The organism is Pontibacter ummariensis, from assembly GCF_900188175.1.
Classification (GTDB): domain Bacteria; phylum Bacteroidota; class Bacteroidia; order Cytophagales; family Hymenobacteraceae; genus Pontibacter; species Pontibacter ummariensis.
The window spans coordinates 17,850-40,830 of sequence record NZ_FZOQ01000031.1 but is presented as its reverse complement, the minus strand read 5'-3'; the positions used below and the strand labels follow the sequence as shown (position 1 = coordinate 40,830).

21 protein-coding genes and 1 pseudogene are annotated in these 22,981 nt (G+C 47.7%); 18 read left to right on the top strand and 4 right to left on the bottom strand.

What is annotated here, in order from left to right; translation table 11 throughout:
- Positions 1-83: 83 nt before the first annotated feature.
- The 4 genes from CHB92_RS22595 (at position 84) to CHB92_RS22580 (ending at position 3,169) form a co-directional block, all read left to right on the top strand.
- Positions 84-962: an SDR family oxidoreductase gene (locus CHB92_RS22595; protein ID WP_089321515.1), complete on the top strand. Its 879-nt coding sequence runs from the start codon at positions 84-86 to the stop codon at positions 960-962.
- A 136-nt stretch (positions 963-1,098) separates the two neighbouring features.
- Entirely contained in the window at positions 1,099-1,518 is a 420-nt protein-coding gene (locus tag CHB92_RS22590) for a RidA family protein (RefSeq protein WP_089321514.1), read from the top strand.
- A gap of 137 nt (positions 1,519-1,655) precedes the next feature.
- Complete coding sequence (locus tag CHB92_RS22585) at positions 1,656-2,474, top strand: DUF5602 domain-containing protein (protein WP_144266372.1); 819 nt, start codon at positions 1,656-1,658, stop codon at positions 2,472-2,474.
- A 92-nt stretch (positions 2,475-2,566) separates the two neighbouring features.
- A complete protein-coding gene (locus tag CHB92_RS22580) occupies positions 2,567-3,169 on the top strand; it encodes a c-type cytochrome (protein ID WP_089321512.1) in 603 nt (200 codons plus the stop codon).
- Between the two features lie 91 nt (positions 3,170-3,260).
- Here CHB92_RS22580 and CHB92_RS22575 read toward each other — a convergent pair whose 3' ends face one another.
- Positions 3,261-3,941: a recombinase family protein gene (locus CHB92_RS22575; RefSeq protein ID WP_089321511.1), complete on the bottom strand. Its 681-nt coding sequence runs from the start codon at positions 3,939-3,941 to the stop codon at positions 3,261-3,263.
- Between the two features lie 203 nt (positions 3,942-4,144).
- On the opposite strand from CHB92_RS22575, the gene CHB92_RS22570 reads away from it, so the two are divergent.
- Positions 4,145-5,272: a DUF3800 domain-containing protein gene (locus CHB92_RS22570; protein ID WP_089321510.1), complete on the top strand. Its 1,128-nt coding sequence runs from the start codon at positions 4,145-4,147 to the stop codon at positions 5,270-5,272.
- Positions 5,273-6,647: 1,375 nt separating this feature from the next.
- On the opposite strand, the gene CHB92_RS22565 is transcribed toward CHB92_RS22570, so the two are convergent.
- The gene (locus tag CHB92_RS22565) at positions 6,648-7,097 is read right to left on the bottom strand and encodes a Crp/Fnr family transcriptional regulator (RefSeq protein ID WP_218824297.1); all 450 of its coding nucleotides are present in this window, start codon (positions 7,095-7,097) and stop codon (positions 6,648-6,650) included.
- Between the two features lie 80 nt (positions 7,098-7,177).
- Between CHB92_RS22565 and CHB92_RS22560 the strand changes: the two genes are divergently transcribed.
- From CHB92_RS22560 to CHB92_RS22535, 5 genes and pseudogenes are all read left to right on the top strand, one after another.
- Positions 7,178-7,870 (top strand): HAD family hydrolase, encoded by a 693-nt coding sequence (locus CHB92_RS22560; RefSeq protein WP_089321509.1) that lies wholly within the window; start codon positions 7,178-7,180, stop codon positions 7,868-7,870.
- Positions 7,867-8,496: a chloramphenicol acetyltransferase gene (locus CHB92_RS22555; protein WP_245842828.1), complete on the top strand. Its 630-nt coding sequence runs from the start codon at positions 7,867-7,869 to the stop codon at positions 8,494-8,496. Before CHB92_RS22560 ends, CHB92_RS22555 begins: the two co-directional genes overlap by 4 nt.
- 611 nt (positions 8,497-9,107) lie before the next feature.
- Positions 9,108-10,196: a PAS domain-containing sensor histidine kinase gene (locus CHB92_RS22550; RefSeq protein ID WP_089321507.1), complete on the top strand. Its 1,089-nt coding sequence runs from the start codon at positions 9,108-9,110 to the stop codon at positions 10,194-10,196.
- Positions 10,197-11,031: 835 nt separating this feature from the next.
- A complete protein-coding gene (locus CHB92_RS22540; RefSeq protein WP_089321505.1) occupies positions 11,032-11,568 on the top strand; it encodes a quinone oxidoreductase family protein in 537 nt (178 codons plus the stop codon).
- Positions 11,569-11,579: 11 nt separating this feature from the next.
- Positions 11,580-12,005: pseudogene (locus CHB92_RS22535) on the top strand (zinc-binding dehydrogenase); the annotation flags it as partial.
- A 99-nt stretch (positions 12,006-12,104) separates the two neighbouring features.
- On the opposite strand, the gene CHB92_RS22530 reads toward CHB92_RS22535, so the two are convergent.
- On the bottom strand, positions 12,105-12,560 hold the full coding sequence (locus CHB92_RS22530) for an Lrp/AsnC family transcriptional regulator (RefSeq protein WP_089321503.1): 456 nt from the start codon (positions 12,558-12,560) through the stop codon (positions 12,105-12,107).
- Positions 12,561-12,680: 120 nt separating this feature from the next.
- Between CHB92_RS22530 and CHB92_RS22525 the strand changes: the two genes are divergently transcribed.
- The 5 genes from CHB92_RS22525 (at position 12,681) to CHB92_RS22505 (ending at position 18,795) form a co-directional block, all read left to right on the top strand.
- Positions 12,681-13,109, top strand: coding sequence for a carboxymuconolactone decarboxylase family protein (locus tag CHB92_RS22525; protein WP_089321502.1), 429 nt, complete (start codon positions 12,681-12,683; stop codon positions 13,107-13,109).
- A 118-nt stretch (positions 13,110-13,227) separates the two neighbouring features.
- The gene (locus CHB92_RS22520; RefSeq protein WP_144266371.1) at positions 13,228-13,752 is read left to right on the top strand and encodes a hypothetical protein; all 525 of its coding nucleotides are present in this window, start codon (positions 13,228-13,230) and stop codon (positions 13,750-13,752) included.
- A 154-nt stretch (positions 13,753-13,906) separates the two neighbouring features.
- A complete protein-coding gene (locus CHB92_RS22515; protein WP_089321500.1) occupies positions 13,907-14,959 on the top strand; it encodes a S41 family peptidase in 1,053 nt (350 codons plus the stop codon).
- 394 nt (positions 14,960-15,353) lie between these two features.
- The gene (locus CHB92_RS22510; RefSeq protein WP_089321499.1) at positions 15,354-17,696 is read left to right on the top strand and encodes a TonB-dependent receptor; all 2,343 of its coding nucleotides are present in this window, start codon (positions 15,354-15,356) and stop codon (positions 17,694-17,696) included.
- A gap of 4 nt (positions 17,697-17,700) precedes the next feature.
- Positions 17,701-18,795, top strand: coding sequence for a PepSY-associated TM helix domain-containing protein (locus tag CHB92_RS22505; RefSeq protein ID WP_179223135.1), 1,095 nt, complete (start codon positions 17,701-17,703; stop codon positions 18,793-18,795).
- Between the two features lie 350 nt (positions 18,796-19,145).
- Here CHB92_RS22505 and CHB92_RS26340 read toward each other — a convergent pair whose 3' ends face one another.
- Entirely contained in the window at positions 19,146-19,418 is a 273-nt protein-coding gene (locus CHB92_RS26340) for a cytochrome c oxidase assembly protein (protein ID WP_258179139.1), read from the bottom strand.
- 589 nt (positions 19,419-20,007) lie between these two features.
- Between CHB92_RS26340 and CHB92_RS22490 the strand changes: the two genes are divergently transcribed.
- The 3 genes from CHB92_RS22490 to CHB92_RS22480 are packed head-to-tail and all read left to right on the top strand — an operon-like array spanning position 20,008 to position 22,945.
- A complete protein-coding gene (locus CHB92_RS22490) occupies positions 20,008-20,625 on the top strand; it encodes a class I SAM-dependent methyltransferase (RefSeq protein WP_089321495.1) in 618 nt (205 codons plus the stop codon).
- Between the two features lie 57 nt (positions 20,626-20,682).
- Positions 20,683-21,525 (top strand): universal stress protein, encoded by an 843-nt coding sequence (locus CHB92_RS22485; protein ID WP_089321494.1) that lies wholly within the window; start codon positions 20,683-20,685, stop codon positions 21,523-21,525.
- Positions 21,526-21,556: 31 nt separating this feature from the next.
- Positions 21,557-22,945, top strand: coding sequence for a porin (locus CHB92_RS22480; protein ID WP_179223134.1), 1,389 nt, complete (start codon positions 21,557-21,559; stop codon positions 22,943-22,945).
- Positions 22,946-22,981: the final 36 nt, after the last annotated feature.

Genomic DNA, 22,981 nt, shown 5'->3' with positions numbered 1-22,981 from the left:
CCTTTTATTTCTCAGTTCATTCCTTTTCCGGAAGCCTTTTTTAACGGCGCTGTAGCTTTGTTCATAATTTAAATCAAAAAATTATGAAAACACTGGTTATAGGCGGTACTGGCACCGTAGGGAGCCATATTGTACGGCTGTTACTCGAAAAAAAGGTACAGGTAAGGGTGCTCACCACATCCCTTGAAAAGGCAACAGAGTTGCCAGATGGTGCAGAAGCTTTTGTAGGTAACCTTGAGGACCCGGCAAGCCTGGATGGCTTGTTTACAGGAGTAAGCACCGTTTTTATGCTGAACGGGACAAGCCAAACAGAAGTAACGCAGGGCCTGAACGCCGTAAAGGCTGCCAGGGAAGCTGGCGTTCAAAAGTTTGTATACCAAAGTATACATAATGTCTGCACTTCCCCCGAAATACCACACTTCAAAGCGAAGATTCTTATCGAAGAAGCCGTGATGAAGTCGGGGATGCGTTATGTTTTCATCTGCCCTAACAACTTCTACCAGAATGACTTTTGGTTTGCCGAGGTGATCAGCAACTACAGGTTGTACCCGCAGCCAATCGGGGGCATTGGGTTAAGTAGGGTAGATGTGCGCGATGTGGCAGAAGCCGCTGTAAATGCCTTAACTTCTGACCTCTTCAACGGGCTGAGCGTACCGGTGGTAGGCCCTCAGTCACTAACAGGTAAAGAAACAGCTCGAATTTACACCCAAGAACTAGGAGTGGGAGTGCACTATGCTGGCGATGATCTTGAAGCCTGGTCTGAAGAAGCAAAGAAAACCTTACCCGATTGGGTTGTGGAAGATTGGAAACTGATGTACAGCTTCTTTCAGCAAAACGGTCTGGCCGCATCAGCAGAAGATCTTAAAGCAACAGAGCTGGCATTAGGAAGAAGGCCCCGAAGCTTCGAAGAATTTGTTCGGGATTACAGAGCCCGCTTTGTTCAGGTTCCTGCACTTGCCTAGTTAACACAAAAATGGCCTCCAGCAAATTTATCGCACCGCTATCAAGATCAGAACATAACTGGTATTGCACAAATGTGCTTTTTGAGCATGTACAATTGAAAAAAACTCTATTTAACCCATACATAAACAAGTAGAAATGGAAACTTTAACAAAACCAGAAACCGAAAAACAAGCTATTAATCCTTGGCAATGGCAAGATCAGTTAGGTTTTGCGCAGGCTATAAAAGTAAAAAACTATCAAGAGACCCTTTTCTGTGCTGGCCAAACTGCCATGAGTCCGGAAGGGAAGCCTATAGGGGAGGGGGACATGCGGGCACAGATTGGCTACGCTCTGGACAATTTGGAGACGGTGCTCGCGCAGGCTGCCTATAGTCTGTCAGACGTTGTAAGGCTAAATTATTACACTACAGATGTAGACCTCTTCTTTCAACATTATGATGTTGTTTTAAATCGTCTTGCCGAGTCAGGTTCGAAAGTTTCTTCCACTCTTCTCGGTGTATCAAGATTAGCGTTTCCCCAGCTCTTAATTGAAATTGAAGCTACAGCAGTAAAGTAAATTTTAAATCAAAGCTCTCACAAAGTGATTTCAAAATAACATCGGTTTATCGATAGTCAGGTGAAGTGCATATACAGGCAACCCGGTTTTATATACTCACTGGCTATGAACAAACTATATACAAGCAAAATAATGCCATGAAAAAATTATCAACATTTCTTATAGCCCTTGCCTTTAGTTTTGCCAGCTGCGAAAAAGCGGAGGAGGTCAATCCCATCCTTGATTCTCAGGTTTATGACAAAGCTACTCAGGCTACAACCTATTATAGTCCTGCGAAACCATTAGGAGATGGCATTGTGCGGACATGGGTGACGGTAGGTAAAAATGGAGTACCTACGGCCATTGGGGTGTCCATGTCAGACAAGGCACTTTTGGGGTTACCGCAATCCGGTGAGCATCATCAAGGTAGTCATAACTCCCATGAAACGGTGCTAGAGTTTCCTAAGGCCGCAGAGCTGACGCCTTTTAAATTTGTTACCGTAGATTGGAACCCTTCAGGGCACGAGCCAGCAAACGTATACGATAAGCCACATTTTGACTTTCATTTCTATATGATTTCTAATGAGTTGCGCAAGACTATTCCTGGCTTGGCACCCACTGAGCTTGATCCTGCTCCTCCTGCGGCTAAGTATCTCCCAGCGAATTATGTTATGCTTCCCGGCAGGATGCCAGCTATGGGAACTCACTTTATAGATGTCACTTCGCCTGAACTACATGGTAGTCCATTTACACAGACATTCATTTATGGCGGTTACCAAAGTAATGTGATTTTTTACGAGCCGATGGTTGCACTTGATTACATCATGAGCAAACCGCAAGCGAGTATTCCTGTTAAGCAGCCTGCTGCATATCAAAAAGCCGGATACTACCCAAAAAGTTACCGTGTGGAGTATGACGCATCTAGGAAGGAGCACAAAGTTTACCTTGCGGAACTGACATTTCAGCAAGAACAGTAATTTTTCAACTGTCTCTATAGATAACCGGAACTAGTCCTATGCCTGAAGCGCAGGACTAGTTACCATTAAACTCACCTGAATTTAAGAAAACGATGAAGACTCTAATTTTCAAATCAGTCCTGCTGGGGAGTATAAGTTTCTTACAGTTTTCCTGCACCCAGTCTACGTCACATGACGTGCCAAATGTAAAACCATACCAAACCAACGAGCTGCTTGGCCAGGAACAGGTGCTCCGAGGGGAGTATCTGGTAACTATAATGGGTTGTAATGATTGTCACTCTCCAAAGGTTTATGGCCCGAATGGGCCAGTACCAGATGCGCAGCGTTTGCTGTCAGGTCATCCTGCCAACTATGCACTTGCAAAAGTAGATACCACGTTACTCAAAAGCTGGGTAATGTTTAACTCTCACAGTACCGCAGTGATAGGACCGTGGGGTGTTTCATTTGCAGCCAATATTACGTCAGATCCAACTGGAATAGGAACCTGGACAGAAGAGCAATTCTTTAAAGCTATGCGGGAAGGAAAGGCTAAAGGGCTTGCTAATAACCGAAACTTACTGCCTCCCATGCCGTGGCAAACCTATTCAAGACTGAAAGACGATGACTTAAGAGCAATTCTTGCCTATCTAAAATCAACGAAACCAGTAAAAAACGTGGTGCCTCCTCCTATGCCGCTACAAGATATAAGCTCGTAAGCTCATATCTGTTTGACTTCATCAAAGCCGCTCCACACAACATGAAGCGGCTTTTTTACTTTGGTAGCCCGTAGGGGAATCGAACCTTCTGTCACTCAACTTCTGGTAAAGTAGCGACTGTTTTTTGATACAAGTAATGCACCGTACCTTTTAAAAAGGGCTTTCCATTGCGGGTAACATACCCCTCCTCATTCAACTCTTCCGCGATCTGTTGAAAGGTATAGCCTTGCTCCCGATAGATCCGGATCAACTTGGATGCTTGCCGGTTAGCTTTGTTTAAACTGGCATTCCGCTGTCGAACTTCAAGCCCCTTGAGTCTAGCTGCCTCCGTAAGGTTCTTCGGAGATCCTAACTTAAACCCTTGCTCTTTCTTCGCGTCCAGGGCTGCCTTGGTCCTTTGCGAAATAAGCTCGCGTTCGTGCTGGGCTAGTACAGCGAAAATACCAATGGTCAGGGTATTTGCTTCGGGCATGTCCGCACAGACAAAATCAACACCACTGTCTCTTAGCGTAAAAATAAACGCGGCGTTTCGGCTGAGCCGGTCCAATTTGGCAATGAGCAGGGTCGACTGCCGCATCTTCGCCAGTGCCACTGCTGCCCGTAGTTGTTCACGGCTGTTCTTCTTGCCGCTCTCCACCTCGGTGAACTCCTCCAGAATCTGGTCCTCGGATTTTACGAACAAGCGAACAGCGGCGCGTTGCGCTTCCAACCCAAGCCCACTTTGGCCCTGCGACTTGGTTGATACCCGATAGTACGCCACGTAAGTCTTCACTTTCCTCCCTTTTTTTACCTGACATGACAAAGTTACCGATAAAAATGGCTCTGTCAAGCTTTATAAACGTCCGTTTAAGAAGCTTGACAAACCATCAATAGCTAAATACGTTAGCAGTATATTGCTATATGGTAATACTATTAGTATCTTAAGAGAGCAGACGTAAAGCAGCAACAAGTTCACCCTTCATAAAATATAAGGCTATGGCAAAAGTCGGTTTTGTAAGTGAGGCAGGATCTCATGGATTTAAGTATGAAAGTCCGGCAAGCACTCACTTTTCTGTTACTGTCGTATTGGTCGAGGAAGAGAACAGGAGGGAAGTGGAGGAAGGGCTTCTCCAAATTTGGCACAAGTTCTTTCCGGAAGGAAAGTTAAATATTCATCAAGGGGCCATCGAACCGGAAAAGCTCAGGGAGATACTAGCGGAGCTAAAGACACTGAAGTTTTCCTTTCACTCCCTGCTAATAGATAAACGGAAGTTACACCAAGAGTCGCCACTCCAGTATAAAGGCACTTTCTATAAGTTCCTCTCCGGCCTTATTTACAATAACCTGTACCGGACTGTCCGCAATCTGGCTATCATAGCGAATGAAATGGGCTCATCGGAGTTCATGCAGAGTTTCAGGCGCTACATTCAGGAGAATCACCAGGTGGATCTGTTCTCCCCGGCTTCTTTTACCTTTTCTACAGGAGAGGAAGCTATTATCCTACAGCTAGCACACCTTCTGGGCTGGTCGCTGAATGAGTACAATGCAGGGCTTTTGGCTGTAAACGTACAGAAGGAACTGTACGCCCATTGCGTCGGAGTAGAAAGCTGGCCTGGTCAACACGTACCTTATACAGTAGACATAGAAGAAGCCGTAGATTATTATGATCAGGCAATTACAGAGGCTGCCCAATTGCGAGCCAGAAACTACATCATGAAACACACCGGTAGTAAAGACCCGGTCATTAAGTGTAGGGTATTGTTTGTGGAGTACCTGCTGATGATATTTACCTATAACTATAAAACCAGATTTATTCATACTTATGAGTTGCTGCAGCACCTGAACTCTTATAAATATGAGCACTTCTCTGAGCATCGCTTCCGCTCATTAATAGTAGGGCCAGTAAGAGACGAGGGGGTACTAATTGTCAGCTCTAGCGCGGGTTATAAGCTTCCATGCTCTTCCAAAGACATATACAATTTCTTCAATTACTATAACCAGCAAATTCAGCCTATGCTCAACAGGCTTAACCAATGCCATAAGGCCTTGGGCCTTGCTACTGGGGGAGAGCTGAATGTGTTAGAGGAGGCCGGATATACCAATTTAAAGAAACTGCTTGCCTAATACATGTTCTACACTGCAATACTTAAAGGATTTCATATAAGCATGTTAACAACATTTGTACAAACAATATAATTAAGTTTAATTAACCTCATATTTGTAATTATCGTTATTAACCTAACGGCTCTAATTTTCTCAAGAAGGATAGAATGAGCATATTGTCTTATTAACATAGGTACATCTTACTTTAGACTGGGCAAATACATAACTGATACCCGCAGTCAGCCAACATATATATGTTTTGTTATACTTTATACATTTCAAAACTGCTTACATTACTCCTCTTCTCAGTACGGCAGGGAAACCTGCAACGCGAGTATCTAGGCACTGTTAAGTTAAAACATCACATCGGTGTAGTGCTTAACTACATGAAATGGCAAGGATTCTATTATTAGCTTGCAGTGTAAAAACTACGACATAGTACAAAAATTGACTCAACTGCTCATCTAACTTAAAGTGGATCTGAAATACTAATTTGACACTTCTTTTCATTTCAGCCAGGTTGACTAAATTTCTTTCCATCCTTTGTATTCTAAGTTAAAGGAATTAGTGTGGCAAGTCTGTTATCCTACTTCGAGTAATTCAGTGGTTTTGCTTATTATAAAAAGCTGTATTTGACAGGTGGTACTGCTAATGAAAGTTAAGTAGAGAAAAGGTTAGTGTTTCAGATGTAGGTGCATCAATTTAGCAGTATCAGGAAAAGCTGGTATTTGGTGTGGTTTGGGATGAGCAAGATACTAAACTTCTTGTCCTAGATACCGACAGCCCGACCAGCTTAACTCTCTGGCGACCGATAAGAAAGTTTAGGCTAACAAACATATTGCTTCCTGCCCCAGCTTCGAAACGCAAAATTTAAACTTGTTCGTAGGAATTACATGAGAATGGGTGGATGTAGGAGAGGCGGTAGAAAATGGTGTAGGGAAGTACTTTTTTATGACTCTGAGGGAAATGTTTTGGAGTTTGTTGGGTACACCAACAAGCGGCCCCTATTCAGCATTAAAAGAGTTGCCTATATTTAAATGATGTAGATATTTTTGCTTTTATAGAATTACCAAACAATACACCACCCAAACAATTCGGCTTCGCACAAACCAGGTTTTTCTGCTCCAGCCGCTACCCACCCCCCCTGTAAAAGTCAACAAAACATTAGAACGTCTATCTGGTACTGCAAAAAGTGTAGTGTTCTGCTCAGAGAGCATATAAGAGGAAGTAGGTGTATTCCAAGTATTGGTCTTGATGGGTGAGTGCAAGAGAAGCAGAGTTTACACTACATTCTTCAAAGTCCTGTTCAGGCTCCTAAGCGTAACTCCTAAATAAGCAGCCATGTCTTCTTTTGAGGTGTTGATATTTAACTTGGATTGGAGTTGAAGCAGTTTCTTTAGCCCATGTTCAACCGTGTATAGCTGTTGAAAAGATGCCCTGCTACTCTTGTATTGATTATCCGCTCAGCCAACTCGTCCAACAGTAGTTTATTCAATTCAAGGTTAATTTCTAACAGGTTACTGAAAAAAGGTACTGCGATGGCATATGCCTCAACCTTTGTTACAGCTTCAACACTACATAAGCATTTAATCTGCCTGAGAAATTCAATCTCTCCTACGATTTCTCCTTCTCCTAAAAACTCGAGGATATAATCCTTGCCGTTTTCCTCGCTGAAAAAGCATTTTGTGATACCAGTTTTTACAATTAATACCTTAGTGGCTTTTTCTCCCTGTTTCAACAGCAAGTCTCCTGCTGGAAATGTCTCTAGCGTAAGGCTTCCATTATGCTCCTTTTTCGCGTGGAGACGCTCGATAAATGACAGGGAAGAAATATTCGTCCGCAGCATATTTTCTTATTAGGACAAATGTCCTTTCTACTAATAAAGGCTTCAATGAATTTTGCAGTTGAAAAAGTACAGAAGTAAGGATGATAAACAAAATAAAGACTATCGCCTTTGACGCTGACGACACACTTCGGGTAAATGATCCCTACTTTCAGGAGACAGAGCGCAAGTTCTGCGCCTTGCTGGAAGACTTCCTGCCGCATCATTCGACCTCTCAGCAATTATTCAAGACTGAAATGAAGAACCTGCACCTGTACGGGTATGGCATTAAGGGATTCATGCTCTGCATGATAGAGACTGCTTACAGGGTCTCCAACGGTAAGGCGAATTTCAGACTAATCGATGAAGTCATTCAGTTGGGGCAGGAGTTGCTGCTAAAGCCCAATGAATTGTTAGAGGGGGTCGAAGAGGTGCTGGACTTGCTTCTCGGGGAGTACAGGTTGGTGATGGTGACCAAAGGGGATTTACTGGACCAGGAGAGAAAGCTGAAGCAGTCGGTACTTGAAAATTACTTTCACCATATAGAGATTATGAGCGACAAGAAAGCCTCTGATTATCAGAAGCTGTTAAAACACCTGGACTGCGTGCCTGAGAAGTTCTTGATGATTGAAAACTCCATCAAGCCGGATGTGCTTCCTGTTTTGGAGTTGCAAGGCTATGCGGCTCATGTGCCTTATCACACCACGTGGACGCACGAGCAACACGAGCGTACGCTAGAGCATCCAAATCTGATAGAGTTAAATGCCATAAGTGAGATAATACCATATTTAACATGATGAAAAAAGAGATAAACATATCAGATTGGAATAGAAAAGACCATTATCTTTTCTTCTCACAATTTGAAGAGCCGTTCTTCGGTATAACAATTCAGATTGACTGCACGAAGGCTTATGAACAAGTAAAGAAGAATAACCAGTCTTTCTTCCTATACTACCTGTATAGGGCTTTACAGGCAGCGAACACTGTGGAGGCGTTTCGCTATCGCACCATCAACGGTAAAGTGTATGTTTTCGAGCAGGTGAACGCTTCTTCAACAATCAGCAGAGCAGACCATACATTTGGCTTTGCCTATATGGACTATGAGGAAGATGAAGGCAACTTCTATGAGAAGGCAAATGAAATTATAAAGGGTGTGCAGCAATCAGAGGGATTGATACCTGCCGTTTCAGGAAAGAATGTAATTCACTTTTCCGCCATTCCCTGGATGGAGTTTACATCTATATCCCACGCAAGGAGTTTCACCTTTTCAGATAGTTGTCCGAAAGTCTCCTTTGGGAAAGTGACAGAGAAGCGCGGTGTCAGGACAATGCCTGTCTCCGTACACGTGCATCACGGCTTAGCGGATGGCTATCATGTGGGGCTTTTTGTAGAGGAATTCCAAAGGTTGATGAACGACAACTAAGTGATTCATTTTGAAATGCTAAGACCAATAGTTGAGATAAAAAGTGGTTTGGGCATGTGCTCGAACCGCTTTTTGAATTTTATAGGCTTGTAGTCATAAACTCATGTGCAACCTATCCCCGAAAGTTCCAGCTTGAAGTGAGTAGTGGTTAATAATGCGCTACTGTAATAGTAAGGAAACTCACCAAACTTGACAATAAGCTTACTATGATTTATTGGAAGGTTTCTTAACCTTGAAACATGAGCTAATGGCCATCCATAAAAGCCACGTGCAAAGAAAACGTTTGTTTTTATTAGCAGTGTACGCATGGTTAGTTAGGTTGTCAAGGTAGTGCATTGCTATAACAGCTGCGATAGCGTTATAGTATAACCCCCCTGTTTCAAAGGGTTTCATAAAGTTATTGCGTTTGCTTAGCAAAAAAACAATTTATAGAAATAACGGTGTCGGATCATGTCCAATCTCAGAGACTCTTTACCCCCTGTGTCTTCCTTCCCTTTTGTAGGGCGAAACAACGTGGGCAAGCTTTGTCTGTCCAAGCAAGGGAAAAAGAGCTACCGCAACGCAACTTGAGCACTTGTAGTAAACAGGTAGTACAACTGTACCTTCAATGAATGGACGAAAGCAGCAATTACCAGGTATTCGAAGAACTAATAAGGCAGACAGGCAAGGTTCTCTTCTCTTATGATGTGGACTCAGGTTCATTCACCCATCTTAACACTGCTTTTCCCTACCTGTGGAACAGGACGAGGGAGAGTGTTTTAGCAAATCCGAGCATCATCTTGGACACCGTTCATCCTGACGACAGGGATTATCTTGTAAAGGAGTACCGGGAACTACTGGATGGCATCATAAAGTATGACGTAGAGTTTCGAATCATCCTGCCTGACAAATCCGTCTCCTGGATGCTGCTTAACCCGAAGCTAGTCACTGATCAGCAAGGAAAGCGGCTTATCGCTGGCATAGTAGAGGACATCACCGTTGCCAAGGACAACATCGCCAACCTGCAAAAGTTTGCTGCCAAGAAGAACTCTATCCTGGAGATCCTCTCCCATGACCTGGCTGGTCCCATCGCCAACATACAGGGCTTGGCGGGCTTGCTCTCCGACTACACCAGGGAGTATGAGAACAGCCAGGTTGACAACGTGATAAGGATAATCCGAGACAGTAGCGAGAAGAGCATCCGTATGATCAGAGACTTCGTGGAACAGGAGTTTCTCTCCTCCTCCAATACGGGTGTGATCAAGAGGCGCGTCAACCTGATAGAGAAGGTGAAAGAGGTGATGGAACAGTATGGAGACGGGGAGGACCTTATTAAAAAGGAGTTCCAGTTCACTTCTTCCAGCGAGAAACTTTATGTTAACCTCGACCAGAATAAGTTCATGCAGGTGATCAACAACCTTATATCGAACGCTATCAAGTTCACGCGTGATAATGGCGTGATAGTAGTTGACATAAGCGAACAGGAGGCAACGGTGCTGATTACGGTAAAGGACAACGGTATTGGTATTCCGGACCGCTACCATGACGAGCTGTTTGAGAGGTTCACGCCAGCCAGGCGCGAGGGGCTGAAAGGGGAACCTTCCACCGGGCTGGGCATGAGCATCATCAAAACAATCGTGGAGTGGCACAAGGGAAGAATCTGGTTCGAGAGCGCGGAAAACGAGGGAACTACTTTTTACATAGAGTTGCCAAAAGAGTAACAAATAGCCCTTACTTCAAACCTGTTACTAAATAGAAAGTGGATTTCAATCTTCTGGAAGCGCAAGCAAGCCCACCATGATTTAGAGCATTGTCGAGGGCTGTTGAATTAAGTATAACAGAAAATTGCTTTTTGCTTAGAGCGGCTGGGTTTATCAGGTAAACGACTATCAGCCATATTATCATCTGCTAACTTCCTTTAGTTCATGTAGCCTGGCGTTTAGCTTCTTACGGACAAGCTTACTTTTTCTTTCAACGGCAGCATCTGATTTGCACAAGTAGTCCAGGTAAAATAGATGAAGCCTTACCTCATCTACCCCAAGCTCTCGGGCTTTGACCTTTTTAATATACTCAAACAAAAACGACATAGACAATTATACGAGTCTTGATCATCAACTAAAACGGAACTAACACTTAAAGTTAGGTAAGTAAAAGTGACTAAAAGTGACAGGCAAAGGAAAGCAGAGTTTTTTGAGATTAAAGTAAAAAGCGGAGGTGAGGGGTACCAGCCGGCACCAACTTCGTAGCTGGACTTCTTGAAGCAGATCAGCCTCTCGAAAGATGCAAAAATCATAGACGTTGATGGTGACGGCCGCTTACTGGTAGACCACTTGCTTGCTTTGGGGTAAGGATGATGTCCCTGAGGATCACTCGACAGAGCCCGGAAGCAGCATTACTTGTTTCTTTAGGTAAAGGAGACATCGGCAAGTATATGTAAACCTTTGTAAACAGACAGGTCTGTATCTTTAAAAGATTTTCTACTTTTGGAAAGTGAATTAACAGGCCATACGAGACTAATCCGTGTTAGAGCCCTGCCTTAGACTATAATGTAAAAGAATGAAATCGTTACACTTTAAAGCATTCGGGGCCCCGCAGGCTGTTCTTGAATTTGGCGACAGTCATAAGCCCACACCTCAGGAAAACGAGGTGCTGGTTAAAGTAGCAGCAAGCCCCGTGAGTCCGGCAGATTACATATTCATACATGGCAGATACAGGGTGCAGCCGGTCCTTCCTCAGATTGCAGGATTAGAGGGAGCAGGGGTCGTGGTGCAGGCGGACAAAGCGGGAAAAGTGCCTGTCGGATCCCTTGTTTCTTTCCGACACCGCGGCTGCTGGGCTGAATTTGTCTCCGTGCCCGTTGAAAAACTTTATATTTTGCCAAAGGCGTTTCCATTAGAGAAGGCTTGCCAGTTCGCTTTGAACCAGATTACGGCGTGGGCATTACTGGAACAGGCGAAGGTTCAGGAAAACAGCTGGCTTTTGTTAACTGCGGGAAATTCCACGGTTTCCAGGGTTATCATACAGTTGGCCCGGAAAAGAGGTATTCATGTGATAGCGGCCACCCGAGGAAAGAAGGATGAGACGGACCATTAGCCTTAGGTGCTACGGCTGTGTTAGACGTGCTGGAGAGTACATGGGTGGAAAAAGTACGAAGCCTAACAGCTGGCAAAGGTGTAAAAGTAGCATTGGACGCAGTAGGCGGTAGCATTGGTACAAGTTTATTTGACTGTGTCGAGGCTAATGGGAGTATTATTTTGTACGGCTTGCTGAGCCAGGAACCGGTACAGTTTTACAATGCCTCTGTCATCATGAAGTATTTAACAATAAAGGGCTTCGGGTTAGACAACTGGTTGAGTGGCATTAACGCAGATCAGAAAATCAGAATGGCTCAGGAACTCGTTGAGCAGTTATCCGATCCAGAATTTAAACTGGACATAGGCAGGAAATGTGCGTTTGATAATTACAAAGAGGCTTGTAGTGAGCAACATCATCAGGATATAACAGGCAAGCTGGCGTTTTGGAACGTTTAGGAAGCGACAAGGGGGGCGTATGCCTTCTTACCCGATTTGCTTCCTTAAATAGTAGCCAAGCTGAGTTCTACAACAATTTGGCATTGCCCCTAACACCTCTTATTCGCTTAAGGCAGCCCTGGGATCTTGAAAGACCTTATGGCTGACAGGACTAGACAGAATAACGGAAGTAGTTGGCTCTCCATATTCCATCAGCTTGTTGATCAGTTGCTCTAGTTGCGCGGGGCTTCTCAGGGCTGCTTTCATGATCAGGCACTCATTTCCTGTTACCCGATGGCACTCGTAGATCTCTGGAAGATCTGGCACCAGGCGAAGTAATTCATCCAGTTTGCCTACGCGTACTTTTAGGGAAACAAAAGCTGTTAAGGGAAGGCCTATTTCACTTAGGTTTAAGCAAGCCCTGTAATGTTCAATCAGTCCTTTTTCTTCCATGCGAGCTATGCGTTCGGCCACTGCTGGGGCAGAAAGGCCTACTTGCTTTCCAATCTCCACATAAGAGAGTCTGGCATTCTCCTGCAGTAGCTTTAATATCGACCAATTTAGCTTATCCATCATTTACAAAACCAAAGCCCCTAAAATCCCTTTGTTTCCAAAAGGAAAGGTAGTAAGAACTGTGGATTTTAAAGTAAGAGGGGAGGCTGTTTTCCTGAAATTTGCAGAAACAAAATAAGACACATGAAAACAAGAATTAACCTGTCTCCCAATGGTGAGACTCCTTTCCAAAAACTCTTAGGGTATAACCAGGACCTAATGCAAAAGTGGGCCGGCTTAGAGGAGACCTTCTTTACCTGTACCGGTTTAAGCCCTGAGCTACTTGAGCAGGTGCGTCGTACCCTTGCTTTCGGAAACCAGTGTCAGTACTGCATGGCGAAAGGCAAGCCCAAAACAGAGAACCTGAACCAGCGGGAGGAACTGGCAAGTGCTTTTGCGGAACTGTTCCTGCTGGACCACTTGAGTATTAACGACGGCCATTTTGAGGTGCTCCGGGAGGTCTTCTCCGACAAAGAAATCGTGGAGCTTTGCGCCTTCGTTTGCTTTATCACGGGTGCTCAGCGTTTGGGAGCTGTCATGAACCTAACTCCTGGCTTAAAGGTGCAAAACTAAAAGCATCTAACTTCTGACTCTTTCAGTCGAAAGTTAGATGCTTTTTTTAGAAAGCTACTATACCCAATTAAAACAGATTTTAAACATATTTGCTGCACAATACATCAGCCCTAAAACTATGAAAAAAGTTATGCTTACCGCTGCCCTTGTCTTAGGGGCACTGCAATTACAGGCACAGCAAAGACCTGTAAAAAAACCATCGAAAGAAGTGCTGGAATACTTTGCCGGGTCATGGTCGGGTGAGGGGGAATTTGCTAGTGGCAAACCTATATCCGCAGACCTGTCTTTTAAAGCTTCTCTAGACAGTAGCTGGATAGAGTACGAACACATCGATCGGGCGCCCAATTCATATAAGGCTACATCCTGGTGGGGAACAGACCAGCAGACCGGGGAATTTGTTGCTTATATATTTGACAGCCTTGGTGGGAGCCGGAAGTTTACAGGGGATGGCTGGCGAAACGGCAAGTTGGTACTGACAAACCAGCAAGAGCACCCACAGGGCGGCACCATGTGGCAGCACTTTATTTATGAGAGGCTCTCAGAAGATTCCTTTAAAATGACCTTTGAACTGAGCAAGGATGGTGTCAACTGGCGCATGGTCGATTACCTTGTCTTCGACCGTGCGAAGGGCAACAGAATTTAGCAGAGTGTTCTCCAGCGCCTGCACTTAGCTTAGAAAGCCTTTAGGAGGAGCCTTAAGCTTGTTCCCTTCAGTATTAAGACCTGAATTACCCAATGAAGAAGGCTTATATCACAGGTGCTGATCTCATCAATTACTTACTTTGATTAAGACCTACATGAATAAAAGCATCTGTACGGCCTTGCTTGTTTGTGCACTTAGTGTGGCCGCAAACGCCCAGCAATGCAATTGCCCAGAGAACTTTGACTACGTGGTCCAAAAGCTGGAAATGAACTATGCTAGGTTTCCGGATAAGGTTCCCGCTTCAGAGAAGAAGGCCTATGCCAGACTGAAGGCAAAGACGGAACGAAAGGCCAGAAAAGCAGCTACAACTGACAGTTGCGCTGAGGTTATCACCGGTTGGCTCAACACCTTCCATGACGGGCATGTCTACTTATCGCCCCAGGATAAAGCTGCGCCTAAACCGCTCACCCCGGCTGTAGTAAAGCAGCCAAATTTAGCACGGCTGGACGAGCAAACAGCACTGCTCGTGCTTCCTTCCTTTAGTATCAGACACATTAAAGCTATAGACAGCTTGGTGGCAGCTTTTAAAGACAGCCCAACGCCCCAGCTCATTATTGATATTCGGGGAAACGGCGGGGGAGGAGACCGCCCTTACTTCGGTTTGCTACCCCTGATGTATACCCGCCCTTATGAAGTACATGGAGTTGAGTTCCTCGCCTCAGAAGACAACATAGCGAATTTCGAGGCGCTGCTTCAGGAAGAGATTCCTGCAAATACCAGGAAAGTGGTAGAGGAGCTTGTTGCGACGCTAAAGGCAAGGCCAGGACAGTTTGTGCCATTTGGAGAGGAGAAGTCGGTGGCAACATACGAGTCAGTAAGCAAGACACCGGTTCGCATAGCGGTTATACAGGACCAGAAATGTGCAAGCGCTGCCGAGCAGTTTCTACTCTACGCCCTTCAAAGCGACAAGGTAACCACGTTCGGGACCAGTAACACAAAAGGAGCCTTGGATTACGCCAACGTAACAGAACTACCGTTGCCTAGCATGCCCTACCTGGTCGGCATCCCAAGTTCCCGTTCGACACGCCTGCCCGAAACATCGGTAGACAAAGCTGGTATCGCCCCAGAGGTAAAGCTACCCAAGCACCTGGAGGATCCTGTGTCATATATCAAAGGCTATCTGAAGGCCGAGGCACAGCTCCCATAGAGGAAGAAATAAGAAGCACCGTATCTGCAGTAGATAGGTGCTTCTTTTCTTTGAAAGGTAATCATAAGACAGCGCATTGCACCAAGAAGCGCAGATACGGCAAAACACTTCACGTCCGGGTAGCATACAACTCATCTGGCAGGAAGACCCAGGAGCCTTCACAACAGGTGTGCCCCCACAGGACACATCGCTTTAACAGGCATGTTGCTTACTAGAGCATTAACCAGTTCTGGGCCGCTAATAAGTCTTCATACACCGCAATTTCAAGGCATGTACTGCTAAGCCGGGATCCCTTCGCTCTATTGTTGTTTAGAATTAGTTTAAATAAAATTTGTCCCGTAAAGGAGCAGCGCCTACTTTTGGCTTATCAATAATCATTCTAAACAACGACTGCATGCAAAAATATTTACTCCTGTTTCTGTGGTTTTTCGCCTTATCCGTAGGGCGGGCACAAAGCCAGAACGCTTCCCTGTCCGGAAAAGTTACTTCCGCGGAGGGGCAAGTCCTGGAATCCCTAACAGTAGCGCTGGAGGGTACGGTGCTCGGTACGAACACAGATGCTGCTGGAGCATTCGTCCTCCGCAACATCAAGCCAGGAACCTACACCCTCCGTGTGGGCGGAGTGGGGTACAAGCCAGTGCGTCAACCAATTACTTTGCAGGCCGGTGATGAACTGGACCTAGCCTTTGTCCTGCAGCCAAGCGCCGGTACCCTTGAGGAAGTGGTGGTGTCAGCAAGCCGCTCAGTGGAGACCCTGGACGAGACGCCTGCCTCTGTACACGTGATTGACTCGCGCACGTTGCAGTTGCAGTCACAGATCAATACTGATGTTTCCAGGATACTGGCAAATACCGTTCCCGGACTAGCCCTTCAGAGCAATACCACCAGCAACGTGGGACAGACACTACGGGGAAGGAATGTGCTGATCATGGTGGACGGCATTCCTCAGTCTACGCCCTTACGCAATGGCAGCCGTGACGTGCGCACCATTGACCCTGCCGCCATTGAGCGCATAGAGATAGTGAAAGGAGCGACTGCCGTGTACGGTAACGGCGCCGACGGTGGTCTGATTAACTATATCACGAAGCAGCCGAGTACCAGCAAACCTTTTAGTGCCTCCACCTCTCTTGCAGGAACAGGCATGCTCTTTCACCCGAATGGTACCTTCGGGGGGCGGGTTTCCCAGCAGTTCTCCGGTAAGCTCAAGAATTTTGACTACGTGGCCAGTGGCACTTACGAGAAGACAGGCGTGATGCGCGACGGAGAGGGGGAAGTGATTTCACCCGTTTATGGGCTGGGAGAGACAAACCTGTACAACGGATTTGCCAAAGCCGGCTATAACTTTAGCTCCGGCCACCGCGTGGAGGCTATGTACAACTACTTCGGCAGCCGGCAAGAGTCAGACTACGTGCTGCAACCGGGCAAGTACGGAGAGACGCCAACCATCGGAGTGAGGGGTGAAGTGCTGGGCGAACCGGAAGGCACCAAGTATAACCACAACGCGCAGCTGCGCTACATCGGCAAGAACCTCTTCCTAAATACTAATCTGGAGCTGAGCGCCTACATGCAGAGCTTCTTTACGGTTTACGGTTACACTCCTTACTTCCAGAACGGAGGACAGTCCTCCATTAAGTCCAGCAAGAAAGGTGTGCGCCTGAATCTGAATACCCCCTTTAGCCTGGGACGTGCCTTAAGCGGTAGTGTTGCTTACGGAGCGGACTACCTTAACGACGTAACCTCACAGCCTCTGGTAGACGGGCGTACGTGGGTGCCCGAGATGGACCTGAAGAACCTCGCCCCTTACGCACAGCTGCAGCTAGACATCCTGCAGCACCTTAACTTTAAGGCTGGTTACCGCTTTGATAATGTGTCTGTCACTGTTGAAGACTTCCAGCAATTAGTGCTGGCCAGTGGTGCAGGCGGCGATTACGTGCAGGGCGGCAGGCTTGAGTTCAACGCCAACACCTTCAACGCTGGCCTCCGCTATTCGGCGTTGGATTATTTCAAACCTTTTGTCAGCTACTCACAGGGTTTCTCCATGATAGATGTAGGCCGCTACGTGCGTGGCGCCAAGGAAGACTTTATTTCGCAGATGAACCTGGAGCCGGTGATCGTCAATAACTACGAAGCGGGCTTCCACAGTCAGCTAGGCATCGCCTCTTTCAGTGGGGCCTACTTCATCAGCACTTCCAAGCTGGGCGCCAACCTGGTCGCTAATGAGCAGGGCGTGTATGAGATTGAGCGCGCGCCGGAGCGCGTGGCGGGCTTCGAGGCCCTGGTGGACCTGTTCCTGTCGGAGAAGCTCACACTGGGTGCCAACGCCTCTTATAGCGAGGGAAAGGCGGATATTGACAACAATGGCGAATATACCAACGGTGAGGACAAGTACCTGACGAGCCTGCGCATCCCACCGTTCAAGTTCACCTCTTACCTTAATCTGAGGCCTACGCAAAATCTGAATCTCAGCCTGCAGTGGATCTACTCAGGGGAGCGCGACAGGTTTGAGCGCAACGCCAAAGGCGCCTATAGCTCAGGCCAGGGACCGGTGAAGGCGTTCGATGTTTTCAATTTAGCCGCCTCTTACAAAGCAACGGACAAGCTGAGCCTAAACTTGGGTGTCGAGAATCTGCTGGACAAGGCATACTACCTGCCGCAGGCATACTGGTACGGGCGCGACGATAACTTCACCAGAGCAAACGGAGCCAGATTCCAGGCAGGCGCGTCTTATAAGTGGTAACGGTTTGAAGAAGCGAACCAAACGAGCGTTTTCTATCCACCACTGGAGCGGGCTGATAGCCGGGATATTTATCCTGGCTATCAGCCTTTCTGGTGTTATACTGGTTTTCGACGACAAGATAGACGAAGTCATTTACGAAAGCCACGCACAGTTAGGAGCACCAGCGCAGGCACTGCGCATTGACAAGTCGATTGGATGGGTAAGAGCCGAAAACCAGGGATGGGACATACGTGTGCCTGCGCTTCCGGCCTCGTCTGATAAGGCGCTGCTGTACGAGCTGCGGCAGGGGCAGCTGCGCAGGTGGCTATTCGTACACCCTGAAACCGGCAAGAAGCTCTCCACTGTCGAACAGGCGCACAACCGTTTCTCCTACGTGGTGCTCAACTTGCACTATAATTTACTTTCAGGCACGCCCGGCAAAGTTGCGGTGCTACTGGTGGGGTTGGCACTACTGCTGCTCACGGTAACCGGCTTTCTGCTGTACCGCAAGTCTGTTCTCAAGGTATTAACCTTTCGGCAGAGAGTTTCCCTCAAGAGTCGGCGTAGCCTGCTCTCTAGCCTGCACCGTGTCGTGGGGGTATGGGCACTGGCTTTTAATCTGCTCATGTGCGTGACAGGGCTCTCGCTTGCCATAACGGTTGTGAATGCCGCCCTAAAGGGGGGCACAAAGGAAGTGTCCGTGCCGGAGATAACAGCTTCTGTGGACGCCGCTATGGCAGAGGCAGGCACTACCTATCCCGACTTTGAGATTACATACCTTCGCTTTCCAGTAAACGCAGAGGGGCAGGTGCAGCTATTGGGTAGGCTAAGGTCTGATCCGTCCTACTACGGCCGTTTCTACAGTAAAATACCCCTGGATTATGAGACAGGCGAGCTGGGGCAGCCCTTCTTTCTGAGCGAGCAACCCTTGCTGGACAGGTTCCTAACTGCTCTGCACCCAATTCACTTCGGTGATTTTGCAGGGCTGCCGGTAAAGCTGCTGTATGCTTTCTTCGGCTTAATGCCCGCCCTGCTGTCCATCTCAGGCTCTCTGTTATGGTTCTGCCGTAGGCAAGGCAAGCCAGTAAAGACTACCAGAGCTGCCAAGGTGATCAGGTAAGTTCCTACAGGGCAAACTCATTGCCATAACAACAGGAAAAAAGCCACTGCACCAGAGCATATATCTTTCCAACTCTTGTTTTTTTTAGAGGATAGAAAACTTGTCCAAACCTTTCGCTCTGGTAAGGTTTGATCTTTTGATAAACCTTCTTTGAACAGACTATCTGGTAAGTTTAGCCGGTGCCAGTCTATCTCTGTTTTCTGACAGGATTTTTGTCCGAACCTTCTTTTTAAGTGCTTAAACAGTTTGTTTAGGGAATCCCGTAGGAGGTGTAGTTCCGCATGCATGTGGCTGAACGCGGGACTGTTCAGCATGGTACTTGAGCTTCATCAGCCCGGCAATGTTGATACTCACTGAAAGCGTATCATCATAACTATGATAAAAATGAAGAATAGGATAGGCCTGGTAAAAGGTGGAGTACTTGAAATACCCTGCTTCTTGGTACAGCTGTGACACCCCGCACAGCTTTGACCGACAGGGGTTATAGTGCAGGCTGCTCCCAAAACAAGGAACAGCGGTGCGAACATGCCAATCAGCAAGTGTTGCACCATGTGCCCTCGCAGTTCCTGATGCCCGCCGCATGAGAGACGGCAGCATGAACACCCCGAGTAAGAAGACGCCAAGCAATGAAGCAATTGGTACGCCAACCACTACAGTTGCTTCTTTGCTTCATACCACTTAAGGCGGCACACAAATAAACAACAGTGACAGCCACAATCATTAGCAGCGGTACCCATTGGAGAGGATACCGCCGTGGGCTTTGTGATAGGACGAGTGCTGCATGAGTTACTAAGGGTAGGGGATTCTGGCACGTCCCTCTCTCTATCATTGGTTTTCTTTTACAGGTAAAAACCTACAAGTAGCTGGAGAGCATCAACAAGCCTTCTAGCGAGGCGGAAGCTTACCGGTTGCATACGGAGCCATTTTAGCAGGGTTCTAAGACGCCCGTGGGAGCCTTCATCTGGATCAACACCATTAGCCGCCCATCAGGAAAGACAAGCCATTTTACCTCCTATCCTTTGTATTGTTTAAACAGTCTCTTTCTATTGAAGTCTGCTTGTGTAACCAATGTCACTGAACAGGCTCCTTTTATTGATCACCTTTGCACAAGTTAAATGGAACATATGGGGAATGTGGCAGCAACTGTAACATGCCGGTAAAGCCGATCTGTTATCCGCAGCCTCCTCCTTCAACATCCTAATACATAAAACGATGCAGGAATTCTGGAACAACCGGTACAGCCAGGAAGACATGACTTACGGCTCAGCGCCTAACGTGTTCTTCCGTGAGCAGTTAAAAAAACTAACTCCTGGCAAACTGCTGCTGCCTGCTGAAGGCGAAGGCAGGAACGCTGTACACGCCGCCCTCAAAGGCTGGGAGGTGCTGGCTTTCGACTATAGTGAGGCTGGCCGTGCCAAAGCTTTGTGGCTTGCCCAACAACAGGGAGTAAGCATAAATTACAGACTGGCTGAGGCCGCTGAGTTCGATAGGGAGCCAAATAGCCTTAACGCGGTGGCTCTGATTTATGCGCATTTCCTCCCTGTCCTGCGGGAGCGTTTGCATCGAAACGTGATTCAATGGCTGAAGCCGGGCGGAGTGGTGATACTGGAAGCCTTTCATCCAGGTCAACTGGCCTATGCTTCCGGCGGGCCGAAAGACCAGCGCATGCTTTATACCGCCGGAATGCTCCGCTCCGATTTCACTCCACTGGAGATAAACCTGCTGGAGGAACAGGAAACGCTATTGAAAGAAGGCGCTTACCATAGCGGGGCAGGCTGTGTCACCAGAATGGTCGCCACCAAACCGGGAGCGGCAGAAAGCAAGGCATAAGAAAAGATGCACATTTTATACACAAAACAGGCTTAGGCCATAAAATCAAATAAGAAAATGGAAAAGAAGTTAAACGTGGTGGTGCCGGTGGACTTTACACCCGTGTCTTTCAGAGCACTGGAGTTTTTGACCTTCCTGATGGAGACCACCCCCATCAACACGCACCTGGTGCACGTGGTAGAAATGAATGCTGCGGATTGGGGAGGCACCATCGCCTCATCCGACACCATCGACAAGGCAGCCTTCCGGGCACTGGAGCAAAAGGCAATGGAGCAGTTCACGGAACTGAAACAGCACGTGGATTTCAAATTCACCGGCGAGGTGCTGTTTGGCGGGCTTACCACTACCCTTGCCAGCTATACCGCCCAGCATAACATTGACTTTGTCGTCATGGGCACAGCAGGTGCCGACGGGTGGCTGGAGAAAGTATCCGGTTCGGAGGCGCAGCACGTGGTGCGGTTTACGGATGTACCCGTTATCACGGTGCATCAGCAGGCATCCATCACCCCCATTCATAATTTGCTCTGGATAGCGGAATTTCAGGCAGAAAAGCAGCCGGAGCAGAGTATCGCCACCATAAAACTGTTTCAGCGGCTGTTTGAAGCCAGGATCCATCTCTTGCAGATCATCGAAAGAAAAGATGAAAAGCGAAGCCAGGAAATAAAGCAGAACATGCAGGAATTCGCCCGGCGCCTGGGCCTGCAAAACTATGAGCTGCACCTGCACCATAATTACAAGGTGCCGGAGGGAGTCCGAAACTTCAATCAGGAAACGGAGATGGATCTGGTGCTTATTGGCACACATGCCCGGAAAGGCATCCACCACCTGTTTTATGGAAGCATCGCCGAGACACTTGTTAACCATTGCATCCGTCCTTTGATGACCTACCACCTCAACTAAAGAAGAAGCGTATCGTCTATCGTTAAAATCAATGCAGTACACAAAAGCACTGGCAACAGCACTCCTGCTCCTGATGGCAGGGTGTGCTGCCTTCGGCCAGGAACATCCAACACGGGAGCAGGCTGACACGGTGGCCATACACAGTGTGCAGGAGTTGTTTACAAAAGGGAAAGTGGAGGGCCACGTAAGGAACTATTTTATGGCCACCTGGAACCACCGTGACCTGACAGACAACCATGCCAACGCCATCGGGGCGGAAATCGCATACAAAACAGCTTCCTACCACGGCTTCCGCCTTGGCTTTGCGGGGCTGTTTACCTACAACCTGTTCTCTTCCGATATGAACCGGCGGGACCCTCTCTCGGGGAAGCTCCCGCGGCTGGAGCTGGAGCTCTTCGACCTGCAGGATCCGGAGAACAAGGCAGACCTGGATCGCCTGGATGAGCTGTACCTGGAATATAAAACGGAGTGGTTGCATGCGAAGATAGGTCGCTTCAGCTTCCGCTCTCCGCTCATGAACCCCCAGGACGGGCGCATGAAGCCTTACGCGTTTCAGGGAGTAAACGTCCAGGTGCCTCTCTGGCAGAAAGGACTGCTGACTTTTGCCTGGTTCGACCATTTCTCCCCGCGCAGCACGGTAGAGTGGTTCCCGGCAAATGAAACCATCGGCATTTTCCCTTCAGGGGTGGATACACAGGGGAACCTATCCGCCTATGCCCACCACACCAGCACAAAGGGTGTGGCCGTGGCAGGCCTGCGACTGCACCCCGGCCGCCGCATCAGCGCCGAAGCCTGGAACTACTGGATTGACAACATCTCCAACAACAGCTATGGCCGTGCGGTGGTGGAAGTGGCCCCACAGGTAAAGGTGGGGGTGGAAGGCCTTTACCAGGTTCAAGTAGGAGGCGGAGGCAACCCTGAAAGCAGCCGGGTGTATTTCCCGGACCAGAAACAGTGGCTGCTGGGCGGCATGCTGGCCTATGCACCTGAAAACTGGCACCTGTCGCTGGATTACCTGCATATCGGGGGAGAGGGGAGGTTCCTGTTCCCGCGGGAGTGGGGACGCGAGCAGTTTTTTGCCACCCTGCCAAGGGGCAGGATGGAAGGAACTGGTGACGCGGACCTGCTGGTGGCAAAAGTCCGCAGGCAATGGTCGGAGACCCTCTTCTCAGAGGCCGCCGTCGCCAAGTCCTGGATCCCCTCCCCGAAGGACTTCCAGCACAACAAGTATGGCGCGGCCGCCTACTGGGGTTGGGAGGCCGACCTAAACTACAGGCCGGCAACCCCTACATTGCACGGCCTCAGCTTCAGGTTGCTTTATGTGGGAAGGGCTTCCCCGGGGACAGAAATCCCGCTGAAGGATATGTACTATAACACTAACTTCCATAACCTGAACTTCATCACACAAGTAACTTTTTAGAGGGGGGCAGGTAGCCCAAAAGCTAACCTTGAAGCA

Excerpts from the sequence above, each read along its gene's own strand:
- CHB92_RS22565 (WP_218824297.1), bottom strand. The coding sequence starts at position 7,097 with ATGCTGCGGACGAATATTTCTTCCCTGTCATTTATCGAGCGTCTCCAC.
- CHB92_RS22520 (WP_144266371.1), top strand. The coding sequence starts at position 13,228 with ATGAAAAAAGTTATGCTTACCGCTGCCCTTGTCTTAGGGGCACTGCAA.
- CHB92_RS22550 (WP_089321507.1), top strand. The coding sequence starts at position 9,108 with ATGGACGAAAGCAGCAATTACCAGGTATTCGAAGAACTAATAAGGCAG.
- CHB92_RS22490 (WP_089321495.1), top strand. The coding sequence starts at position 20,008 with ATGCAGGAATTCTGGAACAACCGGTACAGCCAGGAAGACATGACTTAC.
- CHB92_RS22570 (WP_089321510.1), top strand. The coding sequence starts at position 4,145 with ATGGCAAAAGTCGGTTTTGTAAGTGAGGCAGGATCTCATGGATTTAAG.
- CHB92_RS22580 (WP_089321512.1), top strand. The coding sequence starts at position 2,567 with ATGAAGACTCTAATTTTCAAATCAGTCCTGCTGGGGAGTATAAGTTTC.
- CHB92_RS22485 (WP_089321494.1), top strand. The coding sequence starts at position 20,683 with ATGGAAAAGAAGTTAAACGTGGTGGTGCCGGTGGACTTTACACCCGTG.
- CHB92_RS22530 (WP_089321503.1), bottom strand. The coding sequence starts at position 12,560 with ATGATGGATAAGCTAAATTGGTCGATATTAAAGCTACTGCAGGAGAAT.
- CHB92_RS22560 (WP_089321509.1), top strand. The coding sequence starts at position 7,178 with ATGATAAACAAAATAAAGACTATCGCCTTTGACGCTGACGACACACTT.
- CHB92_RS22510 (WP_089321499.1), top strand. The coding sequence starts at position 15,354 with ATGCAAAAATATTTACTCCTGTTTCTGTGGTTTTTCGCCTTATCCGTA.
- CHB92_RS22590 (WP_089321514.1), top strand. The coding sequence starts at position 1,099 with ATGGAAACTTTAACAAAACCAGAAACCGAAAAACAAGCTATTAATCCT.
- CHB92_RS22525 (WP_089321502.1), top strand. The coding sequence starts at position 12,681 with ATGAAAACAAGAATTAACCTGTCTCCCAATGGTGAGACTCCTTTCCAA.
- CHB92_RS22555 (WP_245842828.1), top strand. The coding sequence starts at position 7,867 with ATGATGAAAAAAGAGATAAACATATCAGATTGGAATAGAAAAGACCAT.
- CHB92_RS22585 (WP_144266372.1), top strand. The coding sequence starts at position 1,656 with ATGAAAAAATTATCAACATTTCTTATAGCCCTTGCCTTTAGTTTTGCC.
- CHB92_RS22540 (WP_089321505.1), top strand. The coding sequence starts at position 11,032 with ATGAAATCGTTACACTTTAAAGCATTCGGGGCCCCGCAGGCTGTTCTT.
- CHB92_RS22515 (WP_089321500.1), top strand. The coding sequence starts at position 13,907 with ATGAATAAAAGCATCTGTACGGCCTTGCTTGTTTGTGCACTTAGTGTG.
- CHB92_RS22595 (WP_089321515.1), top strand. The coding sequence starts at position 84 with ATGAAAACACTGGTTATAGGCGGTACTGGCACCGTAGGGAGCCATATT.
- CHB92_RS22480 (WP_179223134.1), top strand. The coding sequence starts at position 21,557 with ATGCAGTACACAAAAGCACTGGCAACAGCACTCCTGCTCCTGATGGCA.